The organism is Acidiphilium acidophilum (assembly GCF_033842475.1).
Lineage (GTDB): Bacteria > Pseudomonadota > Alphaproteobacteria > Acetobacterales > Acetobacteraceae > Acidiphilium > Acidiphilium acidophilum.
Map to the genome: position 1 here is coordinate 17882 of NZ_JAWXYB010000006.1, position 20156 is coordinate 38037.

General features: G+C 58.0%; 24 protein-coding genes. 14 read left to right on the plus strand and 10 right to left on the minus strand.

Features of this window, described 5'->3' with window-relative positions; translation table 11 throughout:
- Window positions 1-223: 223 nt before the first annotated feature.
- The 4 genes from repC (at window position 224) to SIL87_RS20105 (ending at window position 2549) form a co-directional block, all read left to right on the plus strand.
- Entirely contained in the window at window positions 224-1546 is a 1323-nt protein-coding gene (repC, locus tag SIL87_RS01480; RefSeq protein ID WP_319612516.1) for a plasmid replication protein RepC, read from the plus strand.
- Between the two features lie 82 nt (window positions 1547-1628).
- A complete protein-coding gene (locus SIL87_RS01485) occupies window positions 1629-1847 on the plus strand; it encodes a hypothetical protein (RefSeq protein WP_319612517.1) in 219 nt (72 codons plus the stop codon).
- A complete protein-coding gene (locus SIL87_RS01490; protein WP_319612518.1) occupies window positions 1844-2254 on the plus strand; it encodes a hypothetical protein in 411 nt (136 codons plus the stop codon). Before SIL87_RS01485 ends, SIL87_RS01490 begins: the two co-directional genes overlap by 4 nt.
- Before the next feature lie 4 nt (window positions 2255-2258).
- Window positions 2259-2549: a WGR domain-containing protein gene (locus SIL87_RS20105; RefSeq protein ID WP_405055202.1), complete on the plus strand. Its 291-nt coding sequence runs from the start codon at window positions 2259-2261 to the stop codon at window positions 2547-2549.
- On the opposite strand, the gene SIL87_RS01495 is transcribed toward SIL87_RS20105, so the two are convergent.
- From SIL87_RS01495 to SIL87_RS01505, 3 genes are read right to left on the minus strand one after another with little or no spacing between them, the layout of a single operon-like run.
- Entirely contained in the window at window positions 2546-3037 is a 492-nt protein-coding gene (locus SIL87_RS01495) for a hypothetical protein (protein WP_319612519.1), read from the minus strand. The genes SIL87_RS20105 and SIL87_RS01495 overlap by 4 nt on opposite strands.
- A complete protein-coding gene (locus SIL87_RS01500) occupies window positions 3034-3873 on the minus strand; it encodes a P-loop NTPase family protein (RefSeq protein WP_319612520.1) in 840 nt (279 codons plus the stop codon). Before SIL87_RS01500 ends, SIL87_RS01495 begins: the two co-directional genes overlap by 4 nt.
- Window positions 3770-4450, minus strand: coding sequence for a hypothetical protein (locus SIL87_RS01505; protein ID WP_319612521.1), 681 nt, complete (start codon window positions 4448-4450; stop codon window positions 3770-3772). Before SIL87_RS01505 ends, SIL87_RS01500 begins: the two co-directional genes overlap by 104 nt.
- A gap of 80 nt (window positions 4451-4530) precedes the next feature.
- Between SIL87_RS01505 and SIL87_RS01510 the strand changes: the two genes are divergently transcribed.
- From SIL87_RS01510 to SIL87_RS01555, 10 genes are all read left to right on the plus strand, one after another.
- Window positions 4531-4893, plus strand: a complete 363-nt coding sequence (locus SIL87_RS01510) for a plasmid mobilization protein (protein ID WP_319612522.1) — start codon at window positions 4531-4533, stop codon at window positions 4891-4893.
- Window positions 4890-6908, plus strand: coding sequence for a TraI/MobA(P) family conjugative relaxase (traI, locus tag SIL87_RS01515; RefSeq protein WP_319612523.1), 2019 nt, complete (start codon window positions 4890-4892; stop codon window positions 6906-6908). The genes SIL87_RS01510 and traI overlap by 4 nt, the downstream gene beginning before the upstream one ends.
- Window positions 6908-8854, plus strand: a complete 1947-nt coding sequence (locus SIL87_RS01520) for a type IV secretory system conjugative DNA transfer family protein (RefSeq protein WP_319612524.1) — start codon at window positions 6908-6910, stop codon at window positions 8852-8854. The genes traI and SIL87_RS01520 overlap by 1 nt, the downstream gene beginning before the upstream one ends.
- The gene (gene traF / locus SIL87_RS01525) at window positions 8851-9384 is read left to right on the plus strand and encodes a conjugative transfer signal peptidase TraF (RefSeq protein WP_319612525.1); all 534 of its coding nucleotides are present in this window, start codon (window positions 8851-8853) and stop codon (window positions 9382-9384) included. The genes SIL87_RS01520 and traF overlap by 4 nt, the downstream gene beginning before the upstream one ends.
- Window positions 9381-9956: a lytic transglycosylase domain-containing protein gene (locus SIL87_RS01530; protein WP_319612526.1), complete on the plus strand. Its 576-nt coding sequence runs from the start codon at window positions 9381-9383 to the stop codon at window positions 9954-9956. The genes traF and SIL87_RS01530 overlap by 4 nt, the downstream gene beginning before the upstream one ends.
- Entirely contained in the window at window positions 9953-10129 is a 177-nt protein-coding gene (locus SIL87_RS01535) for a hypothetical protein (protein ID WP_319612527.1), read from the plus strand. Before SIL87_RS01530 ends, SIL87_RS01535 begins: the two co-directional genes overlap by 4 nt.
- Window positions 10122-12758, plus strand: a complete 2637-nt coding sequence (locus SIL87_RS01540; protein WP_319612528.1) for a zincin-like metallopeptidase domain-containing protein — start codon at window positions 10122-10124, stop codon at window positions 12756-12758. Before SIL87_RS01535 ends, SIL87_RS01540 begins: the two co-directional genes overlap by 8 nt.
- 215 nt (window positions 12759-12973) lie before the next feature.
- Complete coding sequence (locus SIL87_RS01545) at window positions 12974-13363, plus strand: hypothetical protein (RefSeq protein WP_319612529.1); 390 nt, start codon at window positions 12974-12976, stop codon at window positions 13361-13363.
- Window position 13364: 1 nt separating this feature from the next.
- Window positions 13365-13994, plus strand: coding sequence for a hypothetical protein (locus SIL87_RS01550; RefSeq protein WP_319612530.1), 630 nt, complete (start codon window positions 13365-13367; stop codon window positions 13992-13994).
- Between the two features lie 185 nt (window positions 13995-14179).
- Window positions 14180-14449: a helix-turn-helix domain-containing protein gene (locus SIL87_RS01555; RefSeq protein ID WP_319612531.1), complete on the plus strand. Its 270-nt coding sequence runs from the start codon at window positions 14180-14182 to the stop codon at window positions 14447-14449.
- On the opposite strand, the gene SIL87_RS01560 is transcribed toward SIL87_RS01555, so the two are convergent.
- The 7 genes from SIL87_RS01560 to SIL87_RS01590 form a co-directional block, all read right to left on the minus strand.
- Window positions 14446-15120, minus strand: coding sequence for a hypothetical protein (locus tag SIL87_RS01560; protein WP_319612532.1), 675 nt, complete (start codon window positions 15118-15120; stop codon window positions 14446-14448). The genes SIL87_RS01555 and SIL87_RS01560 overlap by 4 nt on opposite strands.
- Before the next feature lie 71 nt (window positions 15121-15191).
- On the minus strand, window positions 15192-15881 hold the full coding sequence (locus tag SIL87_RS01565; protein ID WP_319612533.1) for a lysozyme family protein: 690 nt from the start codon (window positions 15879-15881) through the stop codon (window positions 15192-15194).
- A 3-nt stretch (window positions 15882-15884) separates the two neighbouring features.
- Complete coding sequence (locus SIL87_RS01570; RefSeq protein ID WP_319612534.1) at window positions 15885-16622, minus strand: class I SAM-dependent methyltransferase; 738 nt, start codon at window positions 16620-16622, stop codon at window positions 15885-15887.
- 19 nt (window positions 16623-16641) lie between these two features.
- Entirely contained in the window at window positions 16642-18177 is a 1536-nt protein-coding gene (gene pilV, locus SIL87_RS01575) for a shufflon system plasmid conjugative transfer pilus tip adhesin PilV (protein ID WP_319612535.1), read from the minus strand.
- A gap of 1 nt (window position 18178) precedes the next feature.
- Window positions 18179-18670, minus strand: coding sequence for a type IV pilus biogenesis protein PilM (pilM, locus tag SIL87_RS01580; RefSeq protein WP_319612536.1), 492 nt, complete (start codon window positions 18668-18670; stop codon window positions 18179-18181).
- Complete coding sequence (locus SIL87_RS01585) at window positions 18667-19650, minus strand: ATPase, T2SS/T4P/T4SS family (RefSeq protein WP_319612537.1); 984 nt, start codon at window positions 19648-19650, stop codon at window positions 18667-18669. The genes pilM and SIL87_RS01585 overlap by 4 nt, the downstream gene beginning before the upstream one ends.
- 11 nt (window positions 19651-19661) lie before the next feature.
- Window positions 19662-20144: a type 4 pilus major pilin gene (locus tag SIL87_RS01590; RefSeq protein WP_319612538.1), complete on the minus strand. Its 483-nt coding sequence runs from the start codon at window positions 20142-20144 to the stop codon at window positions 19662-19664.
- Between the last annotated feature and the right edge of the window lie 12 nt (window positions 20145-20156).

Below are 20156 nucleotides of genomic sequence, written 5' to 3' on the forward strand. Positions count from 1 at the left end.
GAGTAGGTTTATCCCATAAACGACAAAGCCCGGATTGAGGAAGCAACCTCAAACCCGGACCCGTCAAAATAGCAAAACTGGGTAAACCACCACTCGCAAGGCGGTTTATCCTACATCTCAGTTCCTTTTGCAAGACCCTTCTTGCCACGGGGATGCTTTTGCTAAATTTCTCGGTTCCGAGCGTCACGCTTCCTCCACCCGGTTCACCTCAAAGGAGAACACCGTGGAGATACAAACAGGGTCATCGACCCTCATCCGAAAATCGAGCACGCGGCGGCTGACCCCGCGTATGATCCCCGGCGACCAGATCGCAACATCCTTCACAGGAACGGATGCTGCGCCGGCTGCGATCCTGGGCGCGTTCAAAGCGGCTGCGCCGCATATGGGTATAGGCCCGCGCATTGTTCACGCGATCGACTGGCTGTTTCGGTTCACCCAGCCGCAGGATTGGCGGGAGGGCTCGCGCCCCATCGTATGGCCGAGCGCCGCGCTACAAGCCCAAGAGCTTTGCATTACGCCCACTCATGCGAAGCGCCTTAACCGGCATCTCGCCGAGCTGGGCTTAATCGTGATGAAGGACAGCCCGAACGGCAAGCGTTACGGGCGGCGCTTTCCCGCCAAGACCGGCCGCATCATCGAGGCATATGGTTTCGACCTGTCGCCGCTAGCGGTTCGCATGGCCGAATTTATCGCGGCGGCCGAGACTGGCCGCGCTGAACGAGCGGCCATCGCTCAGCTACGCCGCCGGGCGTCGATCGCAAGGAACAGCCTGCGGCAGACGTTCGAGACCTATCGGGAACAGGAGATCAATGATCCAGAGATCCCCGCCCTCAAAACCGCGTTCGAGCAAACCGCCAAGCGACTGCGCGACCTGGACACGGCCGACAAGACAGCGCCTATCGTCGCCGAGCTGGAATCGCTTGCCGCTACCGCCCGCGCTGCCCTGGAAATTAGCCTGAGACATGGCGAGAGCCTGCCAGCGGACGCACAAGCTCTTGTGAATATGTCCCCCAAGGGGCACCAAAATGTGCCCCACCAATACAGCTACAAACCAACCTTAAATCCTATTGAGGATACAGTAACGGCATTGGAAAGCAGTAGCGGCCTTCCGGCGCTGGGGGCCAAGCCAACCGATCACGCTGGCGAAGCCCAACCGAGAAAAGAAACCCCGACCCGAACGGACAGTGGATCGTGTGGCACAGTGACGCCGGACGAAATTGTCCGGCTTGCCCCCAAACTCCGGCCCTATCTGACGAGCGCTGCCCCGCGCTGGCCGGATTTGGTCGAGGCGGCCGACTGGCTGCGGCATGACCTTGGCGTATCAAAACCTCTATGGGGAGATGCGTGCCTCACCATCGGCCGGGAGCGGGCGGCTATCGCGCTGGCAATCGTTTCAGCCAAACCAGCCGGGCACTTCAAAAGCGGCCCAGCCGGATACTTCCACGGGATGATCGCCAAAGCGAAAGCGGGTGAACTCAATCTCGATCGAACGATTTGGGCGCTCCGGCGGCAGAAACCGAAATCACCGAGCGCACAATGCCAATAAGTCCCTTTGTCTTTTTGCCGGTTTTCCCTTTATTATGCCAACGGTTGCTGGTAATATCCCCGCGATGCTGAATGAGGTTAATATGGCCAGACGCCCCGCCGCTCCCGTTGACGCACCGCCAGAACCCGCGCCGGCTGTAGGTGGGCGAAAGACGAAACCCAATGATGTCGCGATGATCCGCGTCAATCTGCCGCCTGAGATTCATCGCAAACTTTGGCAAATTCGGATCGACACGCGGCAGAGCATCCAGCAGATCGTCACGGACATTCTCACCGAAAAGCTCGCGGAGATGGATAAATGATCGTTTCCGGAAACAGCGCACATTCTCCGTTTCCGGAAACGGCGCAGCCGATACCCGCTTGTTCAACCGAGCGGGTCCGACGCTACCGCGCAACCCGCGCGGCCGTCCGCGTTGAGGTTGAAGTGCCGACGCCAGATGATGCTCTGGCGGTCAAGCGATTTGCCCGGCAGCGCCGCGAGGCGGCTGCTCATCCCGCGCCGGCGACACCGGCGGCACATTCAAACAGTGCCAACCTCACACTCCTGATTGACGAACTGACTCCGGCCGCCCGAGCGGCGGTAGAAACATTCGTGCAAGCACTGGCTGCGGCAGCGGATCGCGACTTGATCGAACGGGCAGGGCGGGTTGCCGCAAACTATGAGGATGCCGTGCGACGCTCATCGCATGGCCGCAAAGTCGCCGCCTGAACCCATGGGCATTTGCCGGCGGCTCCACCTGGAAGCGCGCGATCCAGGACGGAATTGTTTTCGACAATGGCAGCTTGATGCCCAGCGCGATTTGTTCGGCAGCTACCTAGTGCAGATTACCTATGGTAGAATCGGCGCGCACGGCCGGACCATTACCAGGTCATTCAGCGATCCAAGGGAAGCTGCGCGCTATATCAGAGCCGCAGTTGCGAGGCGCCGATCCTCGCCGCGCCGCATCGGCATATCATACCGGGTTTTAGTCGATGAAGAATGGGCGGAAGGGCCGGGCGACTAAACGAACCGGCCTATCGCGATGCCCGCCACCAGAACCGCCAGCCCGGCCCATGTCCCATAGACGAGATATTCAACCCGACGAACAACACGGCTGAATTGTTCAATTTGATCGAGCGTGCGCTCGCCTACGGCTTGCGCCGATCCCTGGACGGCGCCGCTCATGAGTGCAACGCCGTCTTTCGAGGCAGCGAGAATATTTTCCTCGATCATTTCCGACAGCTCATTAGCTCGACCGCCGAACGTCGCATCATGCTGTTGCAGAAGAAGAACTACCTCCCGATGAGCGGCTTGCGCGGCCGATGAAGCGGCAATGTCCGCGATTCGCCGGACCATCGTTTCAAGGATTTTTTCATTAAGCACCACCAGCTCAACAAGCGGGTCTGTGACCCGCATCTTGACCCCGGACAGACGAATGACATCCGAGGCCAGCGCCTTAATATCGACCTCGATCGCCCGCTTTGGCGATGCACCTGCTTGACTATCCATCATACTTTGAACGACCAAAGTTTATCGAAATAGTCCCGTTGAACGAGCGTGAACCTTTGGCGCTGTAATATATTAAAGGGCGTCCCAATGCCCGGCCGGCTTTCACCCGTGATGGCCTCGTTAAAACTCATCCGGAGCTGCCGCATTTCCTGAATATCCCGGTCGAACAGATCCCCCCAGGATTCGGGCATATCGATGACCGAGGAAACACGCGCTTGCACCGCTTTGTAGCCGTCAGATTCAGTGAAGGGAACACCGTTGAGGGCAACGGGTGCCCTGTATTGGTTCAGCCAGAGCACAATCCGCGTGCTCTCCGGCGTTGTGTCAACGACGCGAGCAAAGCCCGCGGCTGTTTCTGCCATCGCATCTCCGCCGACGACAATTGAATGAACGACGACCTGCTTTCCCAACTTAGCAAGATTCTTAAAAGCATCTTGCCGCTCAAGATATCGCATCAAGGCGACGAATGTAGTAGAGCCACTATCGACCACAGCACTTACGCCTGGGTCCATTAATTCCAGCAATAATTCATCGAACGCCGGTTCATTAAGTTTTCCATCCACAACTATCGGCATACGCTTCGCGCCAAATGCCTTGTAGCTGGAAAATGTTGGATTCACCGGGTCAGTGTCATAGCAGCGCAGGTCGGTGAATTTATCTTGAAAATACTCGGCCAACAATGTTGCAACAAACGACTTTCCAACGCCGCCCTTACCCTGCAAAACTAGGTGAATCTCATTTGTCCTCTTTTCGATCTTTTGGGGGATACCAGCGATCGAGGGTGGATTCGAGGTTTCCGAAGTCGGTGAACTTTCGAGGCTGATATTCGCTGCTTTCATGAGGCTCTATCCTTTCAGGGGGTGGCGCTGGGGCCGAAGCATCCGGCAAAGGTGACGGATAAGTTGGATTGCTTGGCCGGGTTTCCGGGGCTGGGTTGACCTTCGCCGACACCCGCCCGCCCCGAGAACCGGCTTTGCCGGTAATTTCACGGGCCACAAACCGGCGGAACCACTCGTAGCCGGACGGGATGCGGTCTTTCAGCTCGTCGTAGATCATAATCACAGGCTTCTGAGCCGCCAGCCCAGCTTCAATTTCTGGCCGTAACGCATGAAGCGCGACCTTCATTGCTCCCTTTCGGGGTTTTGAAGCGGAATTTTTCACAAGATTTCTATACCTGACGGCGACCTGGAAGCGCAATGGCAATCTTTGCCACCATCGTTGGATATCCTTTGATATCGTTGGTTTTCGTTCGCTGATCGCTGTTATTGGTTGGATATAATACGTCGATCGTTGGTTATCGTTGGATATCGTTCGTTTTGCTTCTCGCCCAACGAAAACCAAACCATAGACCATCAATATCCTCACAATCTCCACCTTGGAGTAGCAGGCAAGATGGGTGTTTGTCATGACAAACACGATGGGCTACACCTTACTCGCCTGCGGCTCGACGGGCAAGAAACTGGCGCGCCGCGCCAGTTGGAAAGGAGATGACACCAATGAAGCGGCCCGGCGTGCGGCGACCCCGAGAGGCAAAAGAGGGCCGGACGGTGAAGGTCGAAACGCGCTGCACGCCAAGCGAGCGTGACGCGATACGCGCCCGCGCCGCCTCCGTTGAGATGCGCTTGAGCGATTATCTGCGCGCCGCCGCCCTACACAGCGAGATCCGGTCCAAGGCCGACAAGCACGCTGTTCGAGCGCTGGCCGGGTTCACGGGCGAACTAGGGCGGCTGGGGGGACTGTTGAAACTCTGGCTATTGGAGCGTCGGGGCGATGGGGCCTCGGCGATCAAGGTCGATCACGTCCTGGACCAGATTTCAGCGACGATCACGCGCATGGACGAGGAAATGGAGCGTCTATGATCGTCCGGCGCGTCCCTCCCAAGGCAACACGGGCCGGCGGCTTCCGCCGGCTGGGGCAGTATGTCATCGCCCCTGTTGTGCCAGGCAGCGCGCCCGAGCCGGAAAGCGGTGTGGACGCGCTCGGCTCCTACATTGCCGATCAAGGCCGACACGCCGACCGCGTTGAGTGGACGCGGGTTACGAACTGCCAGGCGGCAACCGTCCGGGGTGCCATATCGGAGATCGATGCAACGCAAGCCCTGAATACCCGCTCAAAGGCCGACCCAAATTATCACCTGGTCATCGCGTTTCCGCCCGGCGAGACGCCGACGCGCGAGCAGATCGAGGATATCGAGGATACGCTGGTCCGGGGGCTCGGCCTCGGCGATCACCAGCGCATTTCCGCCCTACACAGTGACAAAGCGCATCTGCATCTGCATGTGGCGATCAATCTGATCCATCCGGAGACGTTCAAGGCCGCGAAGATTTTCCGCGACCACACGACGCTCGCCCAGTTGGCGGCGGGCCTTGAGGTGAAGCACGGCCTGGAACGGACAAGCCATGAAATTCCCAACGATAGGACCGGCCGGACACCAGAGGCCGCGAAAACCATGGAAACCCACACGGCTCAGGAGCCGTTCGTCGCCTGGGTCCGCCGTGTCGCCGGAGACGCGCTGATCGCGGCGGGCGCAGGTGACGGCGGATGGAAATCACTGCACGAAACTGCCGCCCGCTACGGGCTTGAAATCCGGCCGCGTGGCGCCGGGCTGGTCATAGGCAAGACTGGCGAACCAGCCCTGATGATGAAGGCCAGCGACCTCGACAGATCGCTGGCCTTCAAGCGCCTGGTGGATCGGTTTGGGGCGTTTGAGCCCGCCTCCGCCGACGTGCGCCGCATTGTGCCCGAGGCCGAATATGTGCGGACGGTTCCGCCCGAGAAACGGGAGGATCAAACGCTGTGGTCTCGCTATGCCGAGCAGCGCGATCGCGCCCTGCATGATCGCGGGCTGGCGATTGCTGACATTAACGCAGCGGATCGACGGTATCGCGACGCGGTATCAGCCCACTACGCTGCCAAGTTCGCCGAGATCAAACGCCTCAAATTGACCATGGGGATCGACCCCCGCATTCGATATGATGCCCTGAAAAGGGAGCAGGCCAGCGTGCTGCGCCGGCATCATGAGGCCACTACGGCGAAGCGGGAGACGACGCGGAGGGCGCACGTCATTCTGAGCTGGCCCGATTGGCTGCGGCGACAAGCAGAAATGGGCGAGGCCGCCGCGGTTAATGCTCTGCGGTCTATGGCGACGAAACAGGAGCGGTTCACCGATACGCTGGTCCGTAATCCTGCCAATGCCGCAAAGACCGTCACCGCGCTTGGCGTGAAGCCGAAAATGTCCCGGAATGGCGACGCCACTTATCGGTTGCCTGATGGTGGTGCCGTCGTGGACAAAAAGGACGGGCTTACCATGCCAAGCCTGTCACGCGCTGCTGCCATACTCGTCCTGGAAATGGCGCGCGATCGAGCCGAGGGGGCGCCGCTCGTGGTGGACGGCGATGCCGCACAAAAACGGGCCTTGCTCGATGCTGCCGTCCAGGGGCGGTTCGATGTTCGGTTCGCCGATGCTGCCATGGAAGCCGAGCGTGACCGCCGGGTTCGCGAGCTGGACGAGGAGCAGGGATACACCGAACCAGACCGGCGCCGGCAGACGTTGGCGATGTTCATCGCCAACCGCAACGCATGGCCGACGCCTGGCGATACGACCTTCTATCGTCCATTAGCTGAAACCGATGCCGGAGATGCAACCCTTGTAGCCACGGTTCGGCTACGAGGGGTTGATGTTGCAGTCTGGCGCCAGGGCGATGAGACCTTGGTTCAGGATATCAGTGGACAACCGGGCGCCATCGCTTATACGCTATTGCCCGGCGATCGGGCGGACATAGCGGCGATCCGTTCGGAAGAGCCTCATGGTCTGGACATCGAGACAGCTAAACCCGTCGAACGTGGCCGTGACACCGATATGGAGATTGATTGATGGCAATGTCTCGCAACACGAATCATCGCTTGAGAACAGCGAGTGCAGCGGCACTCGCTGTTCTCTTTACCGTCATCGCTTACGGTTTTTTTGCCAGTCATTGGATAGCCGGGGCGCTGGGCTATGTTCCCGCTCTCGGACGGCCGTTAACCGGCCATCTCTACCCGCCCTTTGCGTGGATTGTATGGTCCTTCAAATATTATCAAGCGGACCCGCCTGTTTTCGCTCACGCTTATTGGATTTTTGTCGTCATAACCGTTTTTGTGCTCGGAATTGCTGTGATTACCCTCGGTCTCACGACCCGTAAATTAAAAGTCGTTCCAAATGTTCACGGCTCGGCGCGGTTCATGGAAACGACGGAAGAAATTCGCGACGCTGGGCTTCTACCTGACACCGGCGTCCTATTGGCCGTTTGGGAAGAAAAAAAGGGTAAATTCATCCCAACAGTAGAAACGCATTACATCCGGCACGCGCAGATCGAACATATTCAACTGTTCGGGCCTCCCGGCTCCGGGAAAGGCGCTGCATTCGTCTATAATGCGATCAATACCTGGGATTCGTCCATGGTTGTGCTCGATCGCAAGGGTGATCTTCATACGATGGCGAGTGGTTCCTTGAAAAAACGAGGATACCGGGTTCTGCGCTGGTCGCCGCTTGAGCAGAACACGATCGGGATAAATATCATCGACACAATACGAGTTGGAACACCATACGAAACCGGCGACACAGTAAATTTCGCAAAGTCTTTTATCCCGCCAAATACAAAAAGTGACAATTCATTTTTTTCAGAAGCAGCAGCCGATTTAGTGGCCGGCGTGGTTCTTTATACAATTTACAAGATAAGAAAAGAAAAGAATAGACAAGCGACATTGGCTGATGTGGTTGACTTGTTCGGTTCGGCGACGACTACCACGGCGGATTTATATAAAGCGATGAACGACAACAAACTTGGTCCTAATAACGAACCGCACAAGTGGATTGCCGACAAAGGGGCAATGGCGATCAAGGGTGCCAAGTCCGAACGAACGGACGCCAACATTTTTCAAACAGCATATCAAAAATTGTCACCGGCCACTGACCCACTCGTGCAGGCGGCGACCGCCAACAGCCATTTTCAACTCGATGATCTGATGAATGGACCTAAAAAGATTGCATTGTTCCTGATATTGCCGCCGAGTGAAGCTAATTTGGCTCGGTTGAGTAGCCTATTTACAACAATATTATCCATGATGGTCGATATTCCGACGCGAAAAACAATCAACCCAAAGGCCGGGAAAACAGAAATTCCCCATGACCGGCCTTTAATGCTACTGCTCGACGAAATCGGGAATGTCGGCCGAATAGACGCCTTACCAAATGCGCTAACCCAACTTAGACAATATGGTGTTAAGGTAATCGGAATCTGGCAAACTATCACCCAAATCAATAAACTATATGGCGAAGATAACCCGATAATGGGCGCAAGCGAAATTCAAATGAGCTTTGCGCCTAATGATGAAGATACTGCGAAATGGTTATCTTGGCGGCTTGGTACCGCCACACTCGAAATCGACAATATTCAGTTGAGCGGCCATCGTTTTGGAATGGGTATGCACCAAGCAAATGAGGGCATTCAATATATCAAGCGACCGCTGATGACAGACGACGAGACCATGCGGCTGCCTGGCCCAAAGAAAGACAAGAACAACATGATCACGTCACCGGGCGAAATTCTTATTATGAAGCGGGGTCTTGATAATATAAGAGCGCAGCAGGCCCTATGGTGGGATATCAAGGAGATCTCCGACAACGCGCAAATCGAGCCGGTCCACACCGCCGATTCCGACGCCACGGATCTGCCATCTGAACAGCAGGATACCGGCGCGAGCAGCGGTCCCGGATATGTTGCACCGGTCGCAAGTGGGCGTCGCCGCTTCCCAACACAGCCGGGACCAAAAACGGCGTGAACGCGCGCCGGACAGGCATCATCACCCTCCTTCTTGGAGCTGGCATCATCGCGATAGCCAGCGCCAAGCCTGTCATGCTCAATACCACCAGCTCGGAGCCTGAGGGCCTTTATGTTGTGGTTGAAAGGCAACCAGCTCGGGTTACACGCGGCGTTTATGTTTCAGCGTGCCCGCCGATGTCTGCCGTCATCCATCTTGGCGTCATCCGCCATTATCTCGCCGCTGGCACATGCCCTGACGGGACGGTGCCAGTGCTCAAACAGGTTGAAGCCGTCGCCGGTGATCGCATCGAATTTTCCGCGGCAGGCTTTGTGGTAGATGGACGGCTTTTACCGAATACTGCCCCGGTCGGCCGCGACCCTCACGGGCGGCCTTTGCCGCATTACCCTTTTGGCACTTACACTGTAGCACCTAACCAGGTGTGGTTGCTCTCGACATTCTCTCCCTTGAGTTTTGATGGCCGTTACTTTGGACCGATCCCGGCGGCCGATATCCAGGCCATCGTGCGGCCACTTTGGACAGAACAATGATCGCAGCTTATGCCACTTGCGCCCCCTTTATCGCCCCCCCAACCTTGGCGGCTGTTATTCAGGTGGAGAGTGGTGGTGATCCGCTCGCTCTCAATGTGAACGGTATCGGTCGATTTAAGCCGACTTCGCGCGCCGACGCCGAAGCGATTGCAAAGCATTTCATCTCCCGTGGCCGGCGCGTCGATATCGGACTCATGCAGGTCGATAGCACCAATCTTGCGGGCATGGGCTATTCGGTCAACGCCATGCTTGACCCCTGCACGAATATCCAGGCTGGCGCGAAAATTTTATCCGAGGACTATCAAACCGCCCTCAGCGCAGGTCAGCACGGACAGCAGGCATTGGCCGCGGCCTTGTCCGCCTACAACACCGGCAGCCTCACGGCAGGCTTCCAGAACGGATATGTCGCCCGATACCATCTGACGGTCCGCCTGCCTGTCATACCGGCGGCAGCGCCGATGACCGTCTATCAAAACGCCAGTGTCGCGCCTCACCCCTCCCCGGCTTCTACCGTCAAAGCCGGACCTACCGCAGCACCACCCATGACGGTCTATCGAAAGGACGATTCATGAACCCGCCGCGCCAGATCCGTTCAACCGACCCCGCCGACATCATGCGGCCGGGATTTGTGGTCGAGATCGATCACGATCTTGCTGATGAACTCGGTGCCTTTGTCGAGGACGCCATCTCCCTTGAGGACGCTATCGAGTCCGATATTGATGTGGAGGAACCCGCCAATGGCTAGTAATGACTATGCTCAAAAAGTCGCTGCGGTCCTCATCGAACAACTGAAACAAGGGACCGCGCCATGGACTAAGCCCTGGCAACCAGGCGCAGATCGCAGCCTGCCCTACAATGGTTCTACAGGCGTTCCCTATAAGGGTGCAAACTCGCTCTACCTGTATGCCGTAGGGCAACTACGCGGCTATGACGACAATCGCTGGATGACCTATGTGCAGGCGGAAAAACTTGGCGCTCAGGTCCGCCGTGGTGAGACCAGCACGCAAATCCAGTTTTGGCAGTGGTCGAGCCGCGTTGCGATGACCGATGATGCCGGGCAGCCACTCAAGAACGATAAGGGCGAGCCGCTTTACCAAATCATCCAGCACGACAAACCCCTTATTCGCGCTGCCAATGTTTTTAACGCCGCTCAGATCGATGGTTTGCCACCCGCCGAGGTAAGGCCCGTGCCGCCCATTGAGGAACGCCACGAGCGCGCAGCACGATTGCTTGAGGCATCACAGGCCATCATCCGCGAAGTGTCCGGCGACCGCGCCTATTACAGCCTCACGACCGACGAAATCACGATCCCTGATCGTCGGCAGTTCGTGGCACCGGACGGCACCGCGGCCCTGGACGGATTTTTTGCAACCGCCCTGCACGAGCTGGGGCATTGGACCGGCCATCCCGATCGCTTGAATCGCGATATGGCACATCCGTTTGGCTCTGAGGCTTATGCCCGCGAAGAACTGCGGGCGGAAATCGCGAGCCTGATGTTAGGTGAAGAACTCGGTATCGGTCACGATCCAGGGCAGCACGCAGCTTATGTCGGCTCTTGGATCAAGGCGCTTGAAAACGATCCGCAGGAGATTTTTCGCGCGTCCACGGCTGCACAAAACATCATGAATTATGTTCTCGGCTTCGAGAAGGCGCGCGAGATCACGACTGATGAAGCGGTCGAAGCGGAGACGACAAAGCCAGTGCGCAGCACCGCGCGCCAGCCTGACCTTCTTGAGCAGCAGGAGACAGAAATGGCAAACAACAAGCGCCGGTATCTCGCCGTTCCCTATGCCGAGAAGAACCAAGCCCGCGAGCTGGGCGCACGTTGGGACAAAACAGCCAAGGCGTGGTGGATCGGCGCATCTGTTGATCCCGCGCCATTCTCACGCTGGATAGAAGGCGCCAGCAGCATCACCACGGCGGCGACAGCAGACCCGCAGACGGCTTTCGCCGACGCCTTGCGGGCCGCAGGGCTCAAGCTGCCAGGAGCACCCGTGATGGACGGCACGATCCACCGCGTCGCCGTAGACGGAGATCACGGCGCGCAGCGTAGCGGCGCCTATGTCGGCTATCTCGATGGCCGACCGGCTGGGGTGATCCAAAACTTCAAGACCGGCGCAAAAATCAACTGGAAATCCGACCTTGATGCGCCGATGGATAAGGATGCGGCCGCGAGGCTTGCCGTCGAAGCCGCGCAGCGCCGCCAAGAGCGAGACCAGGCCCTCCGCGTCGAACAAGCCGAAGCCGCGAACAAGGCTGTGGCACAGCTCCGGGATGCCCAGGCCGTCACCGAGCACGAATATCTCTCCCGTAAAGGGATTGATGCCAATGGCGTGAAGCAGGACGCGATCGGACGCCTCATGGTTCCCATTGCCGACTATGAGGGCAAGATTGCCTCGCTACAGACGATCGACGCCGACGGCACCAAAGGCTTCATGAAGGGGGGTAAAATCGCCGGCGGCCAATTCATGATCGGCGACAACGATCCGACCAAGCCGCTCTACATCGCCGAGGGCTTCGCCACCGGAGCGACCATCCACCAGATGACCGGAGAAGCCGTCTCCGTCGCGTTCAATGCCAGCAACCTCTTGCCGGTTGCCGAAGCGGCCAGAGAGAAATGGCCGGAACGGACGATCATAATCGTCGGAGACAATGACGAGGCATTGACCCGCAAGACCTTCCCTGATGGGAGACCCATGCCAAACATTGGCGTTGAGAAGGCCGAGGCCGCTGGTCGAGCGATTGGCGCGGCCGTCGTCATTCCACCGGCCGGGCCGGGCGGTCAGTCCGCTGATTGGAATGACCATCGGCAAACCGTCGGCCAAGACCAAGCAATGCGGGATTTCAAGGAACGCCAGACAATAGCAATGATCGAGTTGAGGGTTGACCGAGAGATCGAACGTGAATCCGAAATGGCAGCACTAGGACGCAATCCAGATGATGCGACCCGCGACACGACACGGGATCTTGTGCAGGCATATGCTTCCGGCATTCTCTCTGACCGTGCCGACGCCGCCGGAGAACGTAGCGATCTTGACATTAAATATGAAACGCTAGCGCAAGAACGCGAGGAACGGTTTCAGCAGGATATCCTTATGGTGCCGGCAAGAGTGGCAGAGATCACAAAAACACTTACTGAGACACATGCGGATGATCCCTATTGGTCCACCGCGCGCATAGAAGCCGAAGCCACACGGCTGGCAGGTTTGGAGCCCCGCACAAACTTCATGAGATCATGGAAGGCCGAACAGCAGATGCGCATGGAAGAGGACAGGGACTATCGCCGCGACTTTAACCGCACCGCCGAAGAAGAGCGCCGAGGCGCGCAAGAGGATTATGTGGATTCGACGAGCGGAGATGAACTAGAAATGTGATCCCGTCGGCCAACCGCAAACCGGGAGCAGTCGGCTGGCGGCGTCTTACACACCAAATCGATTAGATAATTGTTGGATGGATAACGACGATCTTTTGCCGGTTTATTCTCGGTGAGAATGACGGTTTTCCTTGTGTTTCCAGGTTCGTTATGGCATTATGTCTTTACGGCATTTTGCCTTTTCGGCATTTCTTTTGGGTGGAGGATTGATGTGTCATGCGTGGCAAGAAGAAGATACTGGATGAGTTTGTGCTGTTCACCCTGGTCGAGCCGGTTTTCACGGTGCTGCTGGGGCTGGTCGGGGTCATCATCGCCATCGTGAGGTTGTCCTGGACGGTGCTGCTGGGCTTCCTGTTGATCGGCTGGATCAGTGAAACGATCCTAGCTCTGATCGCATGGAACGAGCGGGGTTTGATCTTCTGGTTCTATTTCGGCGGAGTTTTCCTGGCTGGGCTCATCGCCAAGCGAATTGCCACCTTCCCGGTGAAGAAGGCGACCGAGTGGTTCCTGGCGGGTGGTTTCTCCCGGCGGCAGCGTGATGTGCCCTTTGCCGACGTGCCAGCCGATCGTCCGGTCATCCAGTTTGCTACAGGCCCGAAGGCGTAGGATGCGCTATCGCTATCGACACCGCCAGCATCTACTCGTCCTCGCCGTGCTGCTATTCGGCTTATATGTCCTACAACATCCCTGGATTGTTCAGGAGATTAAATCCAGCCTGGCAGACGGCCAGTTGCCCGCGATGGGTTTTAGCGGCGGTCCGGTCTTTGCTTCGATCGAAGCGCCGAACGGTGCGGTTTCCGGGCTGCCTAACCCTTCTCTGACGCCGGGGGCACTCAATAATGCCGTTACACCAAACGACCTCTACAGCACGGTTTGCCGGCGCGGGTGGACCCGCACGATCAGACCACCGGAAGATTATACCGAGCGGTTAAAGCGCGAGCAGATCCGGCAATATGGCTATCCTGATCGGCGCTTGGGCGCATATGAAGAAGATCACCTGATCAGCCTCGAACTCGGCGGCTCACCAACGTCGCCAGAAAATCTATGGCCCGAACCGCACCAAGCCGAAGGCGGGTGGGGAAGTTACGCCAAAGATAGGCTTGAAAATCGCCTCAATCACCTGGTTTGTGACCACCAGATTTCACTCTCGGCCGCGCAAACGATGATCGCCACGAACTGGATCGCCGCCTATCAGCGATATATCGGCCCCACGCCTGATAATCGACCATCCTACTGAATCCCCCTCTCTTGGCGTCACTCTCAGCCGGCACAGCGTGCCGGCGTTTTTTTGTCTTTGGCTTTACGCTACAATGAGCTGCCAGCCGCGCGACCGCCGGAGGCTCCACCAGGCAGGGTATGATGGCGATCCGAGGGCAGATAGCAGACAAACGCCGAAAGCCACGGGCAACCCCGGAGCGGGCCGTGTTTGGCACCAATTTCAAGAAGGCGCGGGAAAAGCTCGGAATCAGCCAGCGTGAGGCAGCGCGGCGCTTGAAGGTCAATCAGCCGTTCATTAGCGCGGCCGAGACTGGCGCGGCTAATCTCACCATCGAGAGGATGGCATTGCTGGCTCGATTTGTGGGGATGCCGCTCTTTGAGCTGTTGCGGCCGACAGCAATAGACGAGGGGATCGGCGACAATCCCCCCGGCGATGGCGCTGATGGCGCCGACGCCGGGGGGGAAGTAAATTAGAATCGGTAGGCGACGCCGAATGTGACCACCGGCCACCAGTTCAAGAAATTCAGCTTCGAGTTTACGGAACGCTGGGCAGCGGCGACATCGGCCGCGAGCTGGGGGTTGCTGGCCGCGCCGGTTGCACTCAGGCGCACTTGCGGGTTGCCTTCATACATTGCCCCGGCATTGGCCAGGAACGTCCAGCGGCCGCCATCGAAAGGGTTGCCCCAGCCCACACCAACATAGGGTGCAACCTGGCTGAAATGCGTCTTACCGCTCATCGAGCCAACCTGCGAGGCGGTATAGCGATTGCCGTTGATCGTGTAGATCCCGCCCGCATCCGGGGTTGCCGTCGCCGACACCTGGTTTTGATTGATATAGACGCCGGCATTGAGCGAGAAATTACCGTGGAACGGATACCAGGCCAGAACGATAGGAATCGCGCCAAGACGAAGGTGCGAACTGAAATTCGCATTGTCGGCCGTAAAATGGAAATTATGCCCAAACCTGGACAGGCCGATATTGAGGTTCAGCGTGTGCGGAACGAGCTGGGTTGAAATTCCCCCGCCGATCCCTTCCGTGCCGACGCCGAGGTTTACCGCCACGGGCGGCATCGTGACAGCGGCATGGGCGAGCCCAGGGCCAGCGAGGGCCGTGGATAGAGCGAGAATGGAAAGCGCCTTCTTCATGAAACATCTCCTGTTGCGAGCGGTGAAACCGCATTCAGGAATAGCACTTCATGATGATACTCTCAAGCCTATCATTTTAGATTATTCCAGACCATACGGGCGTATTTCGTGTTCCATTTCGGCGTATGCGAGTTGTAGTCACCGACATGCTGCCAGTATTGCACAGGATCGTGCGGGTCTGCCCCCGTCATCGCCTGCGCCAGAATCCATGCCCCCAACGACACGTTCAGACAGCCGTTATTGATCACCATGGAGCGCGTAATTCCCGACCGCGCCAAAGTGGGCAGCCAGGTCGAATTGATCTGTGCTGGCCCCATGTCGTAGCTGCCATTGGAGTTGCGATGGATTTGACCGACCGTGCCGCCTTCGGTGCGCAACACAGCGGAAAACAAGGCGACCGGCAGGTGGTAGAACCGCGCCGCGCCTTCTATACAGGCCGGCGTCACCGCGTCAGGCCGGTCGATCGCTTGAGCACTGGCGGGCAGCACCGGCGAGGGCGGCGCGGAAGGTGCTGGCGCCTTTAGACCTGATTGCATTTGGTCGAACGCCATGATCCATGCGCCGGCTTCGATGTTTGTGCAGCGATCATGAATGACCTTGTTTGGCGTGAATCCAACCCGGCCAAGAATGGCGAGCCAGGCCGCCGGGATGTGCATCGGACCGACCCCGCCCGCGCTGGCAGGGCGTGATATCACCGCCTCGATCGCAGGCACGGTGACACCATAATGCGATGCGGCGACCCCGGCACACGACAGAGCCATCGGTTATGCCGCCACTTTCTGAAAGATGACCGAGTGTGATGGTGTTCTCGATCGGGACCGGCGATGCGGAACAAACCCATATTCGGCAAATAACCATGTCAGATTGCGGAAGTTGAACCATTGCAAATGCTCCGGCGGGCAGATATCCCCCCATTGCGCGAGATCGGCCGGCACGGCCGGGTGGCCTGCATCCGGTGCTGATATATAGGCGAAGCCATTAGGACTAACACAATCGCGAAGAGTCATCATGAACTCGCGCGGATCAAGAACGTGTTCGAGCACTTCTGACGAGAACACGAAATCGAACTGCTCACCTCGCCTGGCGAACTCTGAGAGAGGTTCGGCGTAAAAGCGATGCCGAGGGAAGGCCCGCTTCGCATAGGCAATGCTATTTTCCGAGATATCGACGCCGACCGCCTCGCGCGCGAAACGCCCAAGTGCATCGACCATGAAGCCGCCGCCACACCCGAGATCGAGCACCCGGCGCCCAGCGGCGTAAGGAATGAACAAGAGACTTTGCCAGAAGCCGCGCCATTTCCGGTCAAAGGCTTTGGGGTAAAAGGTCTCGTTCGCCCCGCGATAATTCTGCGCATAGTGATCGATCACCACGGATTCCGGCGGGCGCGGAGCCACGAATAAGAACTCACAGCGTTGGCAACGCCGCACCGGAAACCCGTCTTTTTCAAGCGCAAGGCTGGTCGTTTCACGACAGACTTCGCACGCCAAAACATAGTCAAGCATATCAGCATTCATTAGTGTATTACCTTGTTACCATGAGTGAGCAGGACATATTTGAGCCAACAACATCGAAATAGTCACCAGCGGGAACTACGGCGGAAGCAGAAGGAATGCCTACAAAATTGGCGTCACTACCGCCTTCTTGGACCTGCCCGTTACTATTAGAAATTTGTTGTCCGGCTGAGTTGCGAACGATAATTGTCACGTTCTCGACGTATCCCGACGAGTATGGCGTCGCGTTGCAATTGGACGCCAAGAACATCGGCCCTGATCCGGTATTTTGATACCAGGTGCCGTTGCCTACGCCCATCTGGTAAGACTGTGTGAAACCTGTGCCACCCGCTGCCTGCCAGGTTCCATTCACACACGCCATGAGTTGTCCGGTGCCATTGGCATTTGCTGCGATTTCACCGTTCGGACTACAGCCGGCGCCGGCATTTGCCTGACCAAATGCCGTCCCTAATTGCAAGCGCGCACCTACGGTGAATGTGTCGGTTACACCGGCATAACCATTATTATACGCATAAAAGGATTGAGCACCGGCCGGTGTGTTGACACTCACGTTACCGTCAGTAGCAATAGAGGCGTCATTATTGGAGCCATTATCCGGCACGTTCATGGTCGCGTAGGCACCGGCGCTATTTCCCACAGTAACATGCGACTGGTTGTTGTCTGATTCTATGATGGATTCGACCGCATTATTCGGACTGACTGTTTGAACAAGCCCACCCGCCCCGGCTTGGCCCGATAAATCGGCCAGAATGCTTCCATTCGAGCCAGACCCCACGCTGCCGTTCGCGTATAGATCCCATGTATGAACTCCGCCGGCCCAGCCCGCTGGATACCCAGAAGCAGCGGGCTCGCCCAATGCGCCGATCCGGCCGTTCGCTTGGATATTATTGGCGTTGTCAACGTCGTTGTTTCCCATATTCAACGCGGTCTGCATCGTGTTCAGTTGCGGCTGGCCCGGCACTGCCACCCGATAGAGGTAGTCATTTTCAAGGTTGCCATTGTTGAACGCCAAAAGGGCAGCAAGGTGCCCTGGACCGGGATTGGTATAACCGTTCAGCGCCACGCTCCAATGCCCATACGCGCCTTGCGCGGCCGCCGCCGACAGCGATCCGTATTGACCGTTGTAGGGCACAAAGCCGCCTTCCTGGCCGGTTTGCGTGGCGATGGCGGGCGCCTGCTTTTCCGGGATTGTCGCCCCACCCGTTGATAGCACGAGGGCTTGGAGTTGACCCGGCGAAGGCTGCAAAACCTGCACAACCCATGTCTGGCCGAAAGGATTTGTTGGAGAGATCGAGGGCGGCAGATAGCCGGTGCTTTCCAGCATGGGAACGGTGATCGTCGCCGGCGAGCTGGCGGTGCTGTTCGCCTCGACCGCAGCATAATTCGCTTGGATATAGGCTTGCGCGGCGGTTGAAATTTGCCGCATCTGTCCGGCAGTTGCGGCGGACTGGACGTTGTGCAGGGCGGTTTCCTGGTAAACGATGATCGGCCGAACGGCGAGCAAGCCGATCAATACCGCAAACAGCGCGCCTAATATCGGTCCCATGTCAGCCTCCTAGCTGCACAACTGAAATCATATCACCAGCAGGGATGCCGCCCGGCAGTGACCCCATCGTTCCATCGGCAGGGGTTTCCCAAACAGCGCCCTCCGCCCGGCCGATCGAAAGATCGCCGCCAAACTGCATTACCGTAGCCGCGACAGCCCCGTTCGGGGCTGGCGACCAAGTGTAAACAACACGAGAGCCGTTCGGGCCGGGCGTTATCAAATTGCCGATGCCGGTGGGTAAATTGCTTAATGTCACACCCGGCGGCAGGGTCAGCAATTGCGGCGAGACGTTCGTGTTGCCACCCGCTCCAACGCCTGCATTCGCCTCAGCATAAGCGAGAACCGCATTTCTATAGATCATGAAGTCTTGACCTGTTGCCAATGCCGCAGGCTGCGGGGCGGCCGCCGGCGGGTTCGGCGCCAGGCCGCGATCGATGGCACCGATTCCGATAAACGACATCACAATGACCACCGATAATATGGCCCACATCATGGCGAACCGCCTCCCAAAAATAGCCTTCTCTGCCGTTCGATTTCGCTTCCGAGCTGGTCGAAATTGCCCGACCGAATGGCCGAGCGCACCTGGTCGCGCGTGCCATCAACAACCAGCAGCGGCGAGACCGTCAGGAGACGATCAGGCGGTGATGACTGGCCGGGCAGGCCAGGCGGCAACGGCACGCCCGGCATGAGACGCGGGTTGCGTAGCGTCAGATGAAATACCGCCGTGAGCGCGTGCGCCAGCGCATCATTCTGATCGCCGGTCGAACGTGCGAACCGCAGCAAGCCAGTCGGTAGGTCCGGCCCATGAAATGTCGTGACGACCGGATGCCCCGACGTGCTCAGGTTTAGAACCTCACGCGCCGCCACATCCGTCTTGACCTCGCCACAGAATAATAAATTGGCCGCGCTGCGCAGCATTCCGCGCAAGGCCGGTCCCATGTCATCGTCCGATTCAACCTCGGTCTGATAGACGATCCCTTTGCCATGGCGGCCTTCCAGATCCATCTCGATCGGCGCTTCGACGGTCATGGCGACACCGCCGTGACGCGAGATATATTCCACCGTGAAGCTCGATGCCGCCGTGGTCTTGCCGGCGGCCATCGAGCCGATGAACAGGATCAGCCCGTTGCGAACCGGGCGGCTTAATAGCCGGTCAACGACCGCGGCGGGTATCCCCAGCTCAATCATTGGTTTCGGCGTGCCGGTAAACCGCCGGCAAACGAATAGCGGTTCGATATGCGCCGTCGTCAACGGCTTCACGCGCAGCCGCTCACGACGGGACGTTCCCCACTCGATGCTAAATGATTGCGTGGTCGAACGCGCGAGCAGGTCTCGCCGCAGCCCATCGATCTCTGAAAATAGTGCCTCTGGCACAAACTCCATCTCACGCGCATCCGGCGTCGCCTTAAGCCAAGACGACGCCGGATCGGCCCCTACGAACAAATCCGAAAACGGAAGATCCAGAAGCTCCACCGCGGCCCCAGTTACGACGTAAACGTGAATTGAATCTGATTGTTGCTTCCCGCCGAGCATTGGGTCGCCACAGTGCCCGGATCGACAGGCGCGGAATCTGCCGTGCCGTTGATCGAAATGCTCTTATACGATGAAACCGCCGTCGCCAGCTTGTTGCACGCCGACTGCGGGATGCCCGCGAGGATAATATCGAACTCGCCGGGGTTGGCGTCCGGCTGCACGGTGACAGCACCGGCCCAGGGGTCCAACAACGTGTTCCCGCTGACCATGCTATCAGGCGCCGCTTTCGCTGAAATCACCACCGTATCACTCAGCGACGCCGTGCTGGCCGTGCCGCCATAAAGCTGCGCGACATTGGATTGCAGCGTGGTTACATCGGCCGCTGCGGTCGAGACCTTGTTGCTGGATAGTGCCTCATACAACACCACCACCACAGCAACGATCGCCAATAAGCCAAGCAAATATTTGAACAGGGTTCCAAGAATTTCCGACATGGGCTTTTACTC

What these genes read in the sequence shown, in the direction of transcription:
- SIL87_RS01485 (WP_319612517.1), top strand. Translation starts at nt 1,629, where the DNA reads ATGGCCAGACGCCCCGCCGCTCCCGTTGACGCACCGCCAGAACCCGCG.
- SIL87_RS01490 (WP_319612518.1), top strand. Translation starts at nt 1,844, where the DNA reads ATGATCGTTTCCGGAAACAGCGCACATTCTCCGTTTCCGGAAACGGCG.
- SIL87_RS20105 (WP_405055202.1), top strand. Translation starts at nt 2,259, where the DNA reads ATGGGCATTTGCCGGCGGCTCCACCTGGAAGCGCGCGATCCAGGACGG.
- SIL87_RS01495 (WP_319612519.1), bottom strand. Translation starts at nt 3,037, where the DNA reads ATGATGGATAGTCAAGCAGGTGCATCGCCAAAGCGGGCGATCGAGGTC.
- SIL87_RS01500 (WP_319612520.1), bottom strand. Translation starts at nt 3,873, where the DNA reads ATGAAAGCAGCGAATATCAGCCTCGAAAGTTCACCGACTTCGGAAACC.
- SIL87_RS01510 (WP_319612522.1), top strand. Translation starts at nt 4,531, where the DNA reads ATGAAGCGGCCCGGCGTGCGGCGACCCCGAGAGGCAAAAGAGGGCCGG.
- traI (WP_319612523.1), top strand. Translation starts at nt 4,890, where the DNA reads ATGATCGTCCGGCGCGTCCCTCCCAAGGCAACACGGGCCGGCGGCTTC.
- SIL87_RS01520 (WP_319612524.1), top strand. Translation starts at nt 6,908, where the DNA reads ATGGCAATGTCTCGCAACACGAATCATCGCTTGAGAACAGCGAGTGCA.
- SIL87_RS01530 (WP_319612526.1), top strand. Translation starts at nt 9,381, where the DNA reads ATGATCGCAGCTTATGCCACTTGCGCCCCCTTTATCGCCCCCCCAACC.
- SIL87_RS01535 (WP_319612527.1), top strand. Translation starts at nt 9,953, where the DNA reads ATGAACCCGCCGCGCCAGATCCGTTCAACCGACCCCGCCGACATCATG.
- SIL87_RS01540 (WP_319612528.1), top strand. Translation starts at nt 10,122, where the DNA reads ATGGCTAGTAATGACTATGCTCAAAAAGTCGCTGCGGTCCTCATCGAA.
- SIL87_RS01545 (WP_319612529.1), top strand. Translation starts at nt 12,974, where the DNA reads ATGCGTGGCAAGAAGAAGATACTGGATGAGTTTGTGCTGTTCACCCTG.
- SIL87_RS01550 (WP_319612530.1), top strand. Translation starts at nt 13,365, where the DNA reads ATGCGCTATCGCTATCGACACCGCCAGCATCTACTCGTCCTCGCCGTG.
- SIL87_RS01560 (WP_319612532.1), bottom strand. Translation starts at nt 15,120, where the DNA reads ATGAAGAAGGCGCTTTCCATTCTCGCTCTATCCACGGCCCTCGCTGGC.
- SIL87_RS01565 (WP_319612533.1), bottom strand. Translation starts at nt 15,881, where the DNA reads ATGGCTCTGTCGTGTGCCGGGGTCGCCGCATCGCATTATGGTGTCACC.
- SIL87_RS01570 (WP_319612534.1), bottom strand. Translation starts at nt 16,622, where the DNA reads ATGCTTGACTATGTTTTGGCGTGCGAAGTCTGTCGTGAAACGACCAGC.
- pilV (WP_319612535.1), bottom strand. Translation starts at nt 18,177, where the DNA reads ATGGGACCGATATTAGGCGCGCTGTTTGCGGTATTGATCGGCTTGCTC.
- pilM (WP_319612536.1), bottom strand. Translation starts at nt 18,670, where the DNA reads ATGATGTGGGCCATATTATCGGTGGTCATTGTGATGTCGTTTATCGGA.
- SIL87_RS01590 (WP_319612538.1), bottom strand. Translation starts at nt 20,144, where the DNA reads ATGTCGGAAATTCTTGGAACCCTGTTCAAATATTTGCTTGGCTTATTG.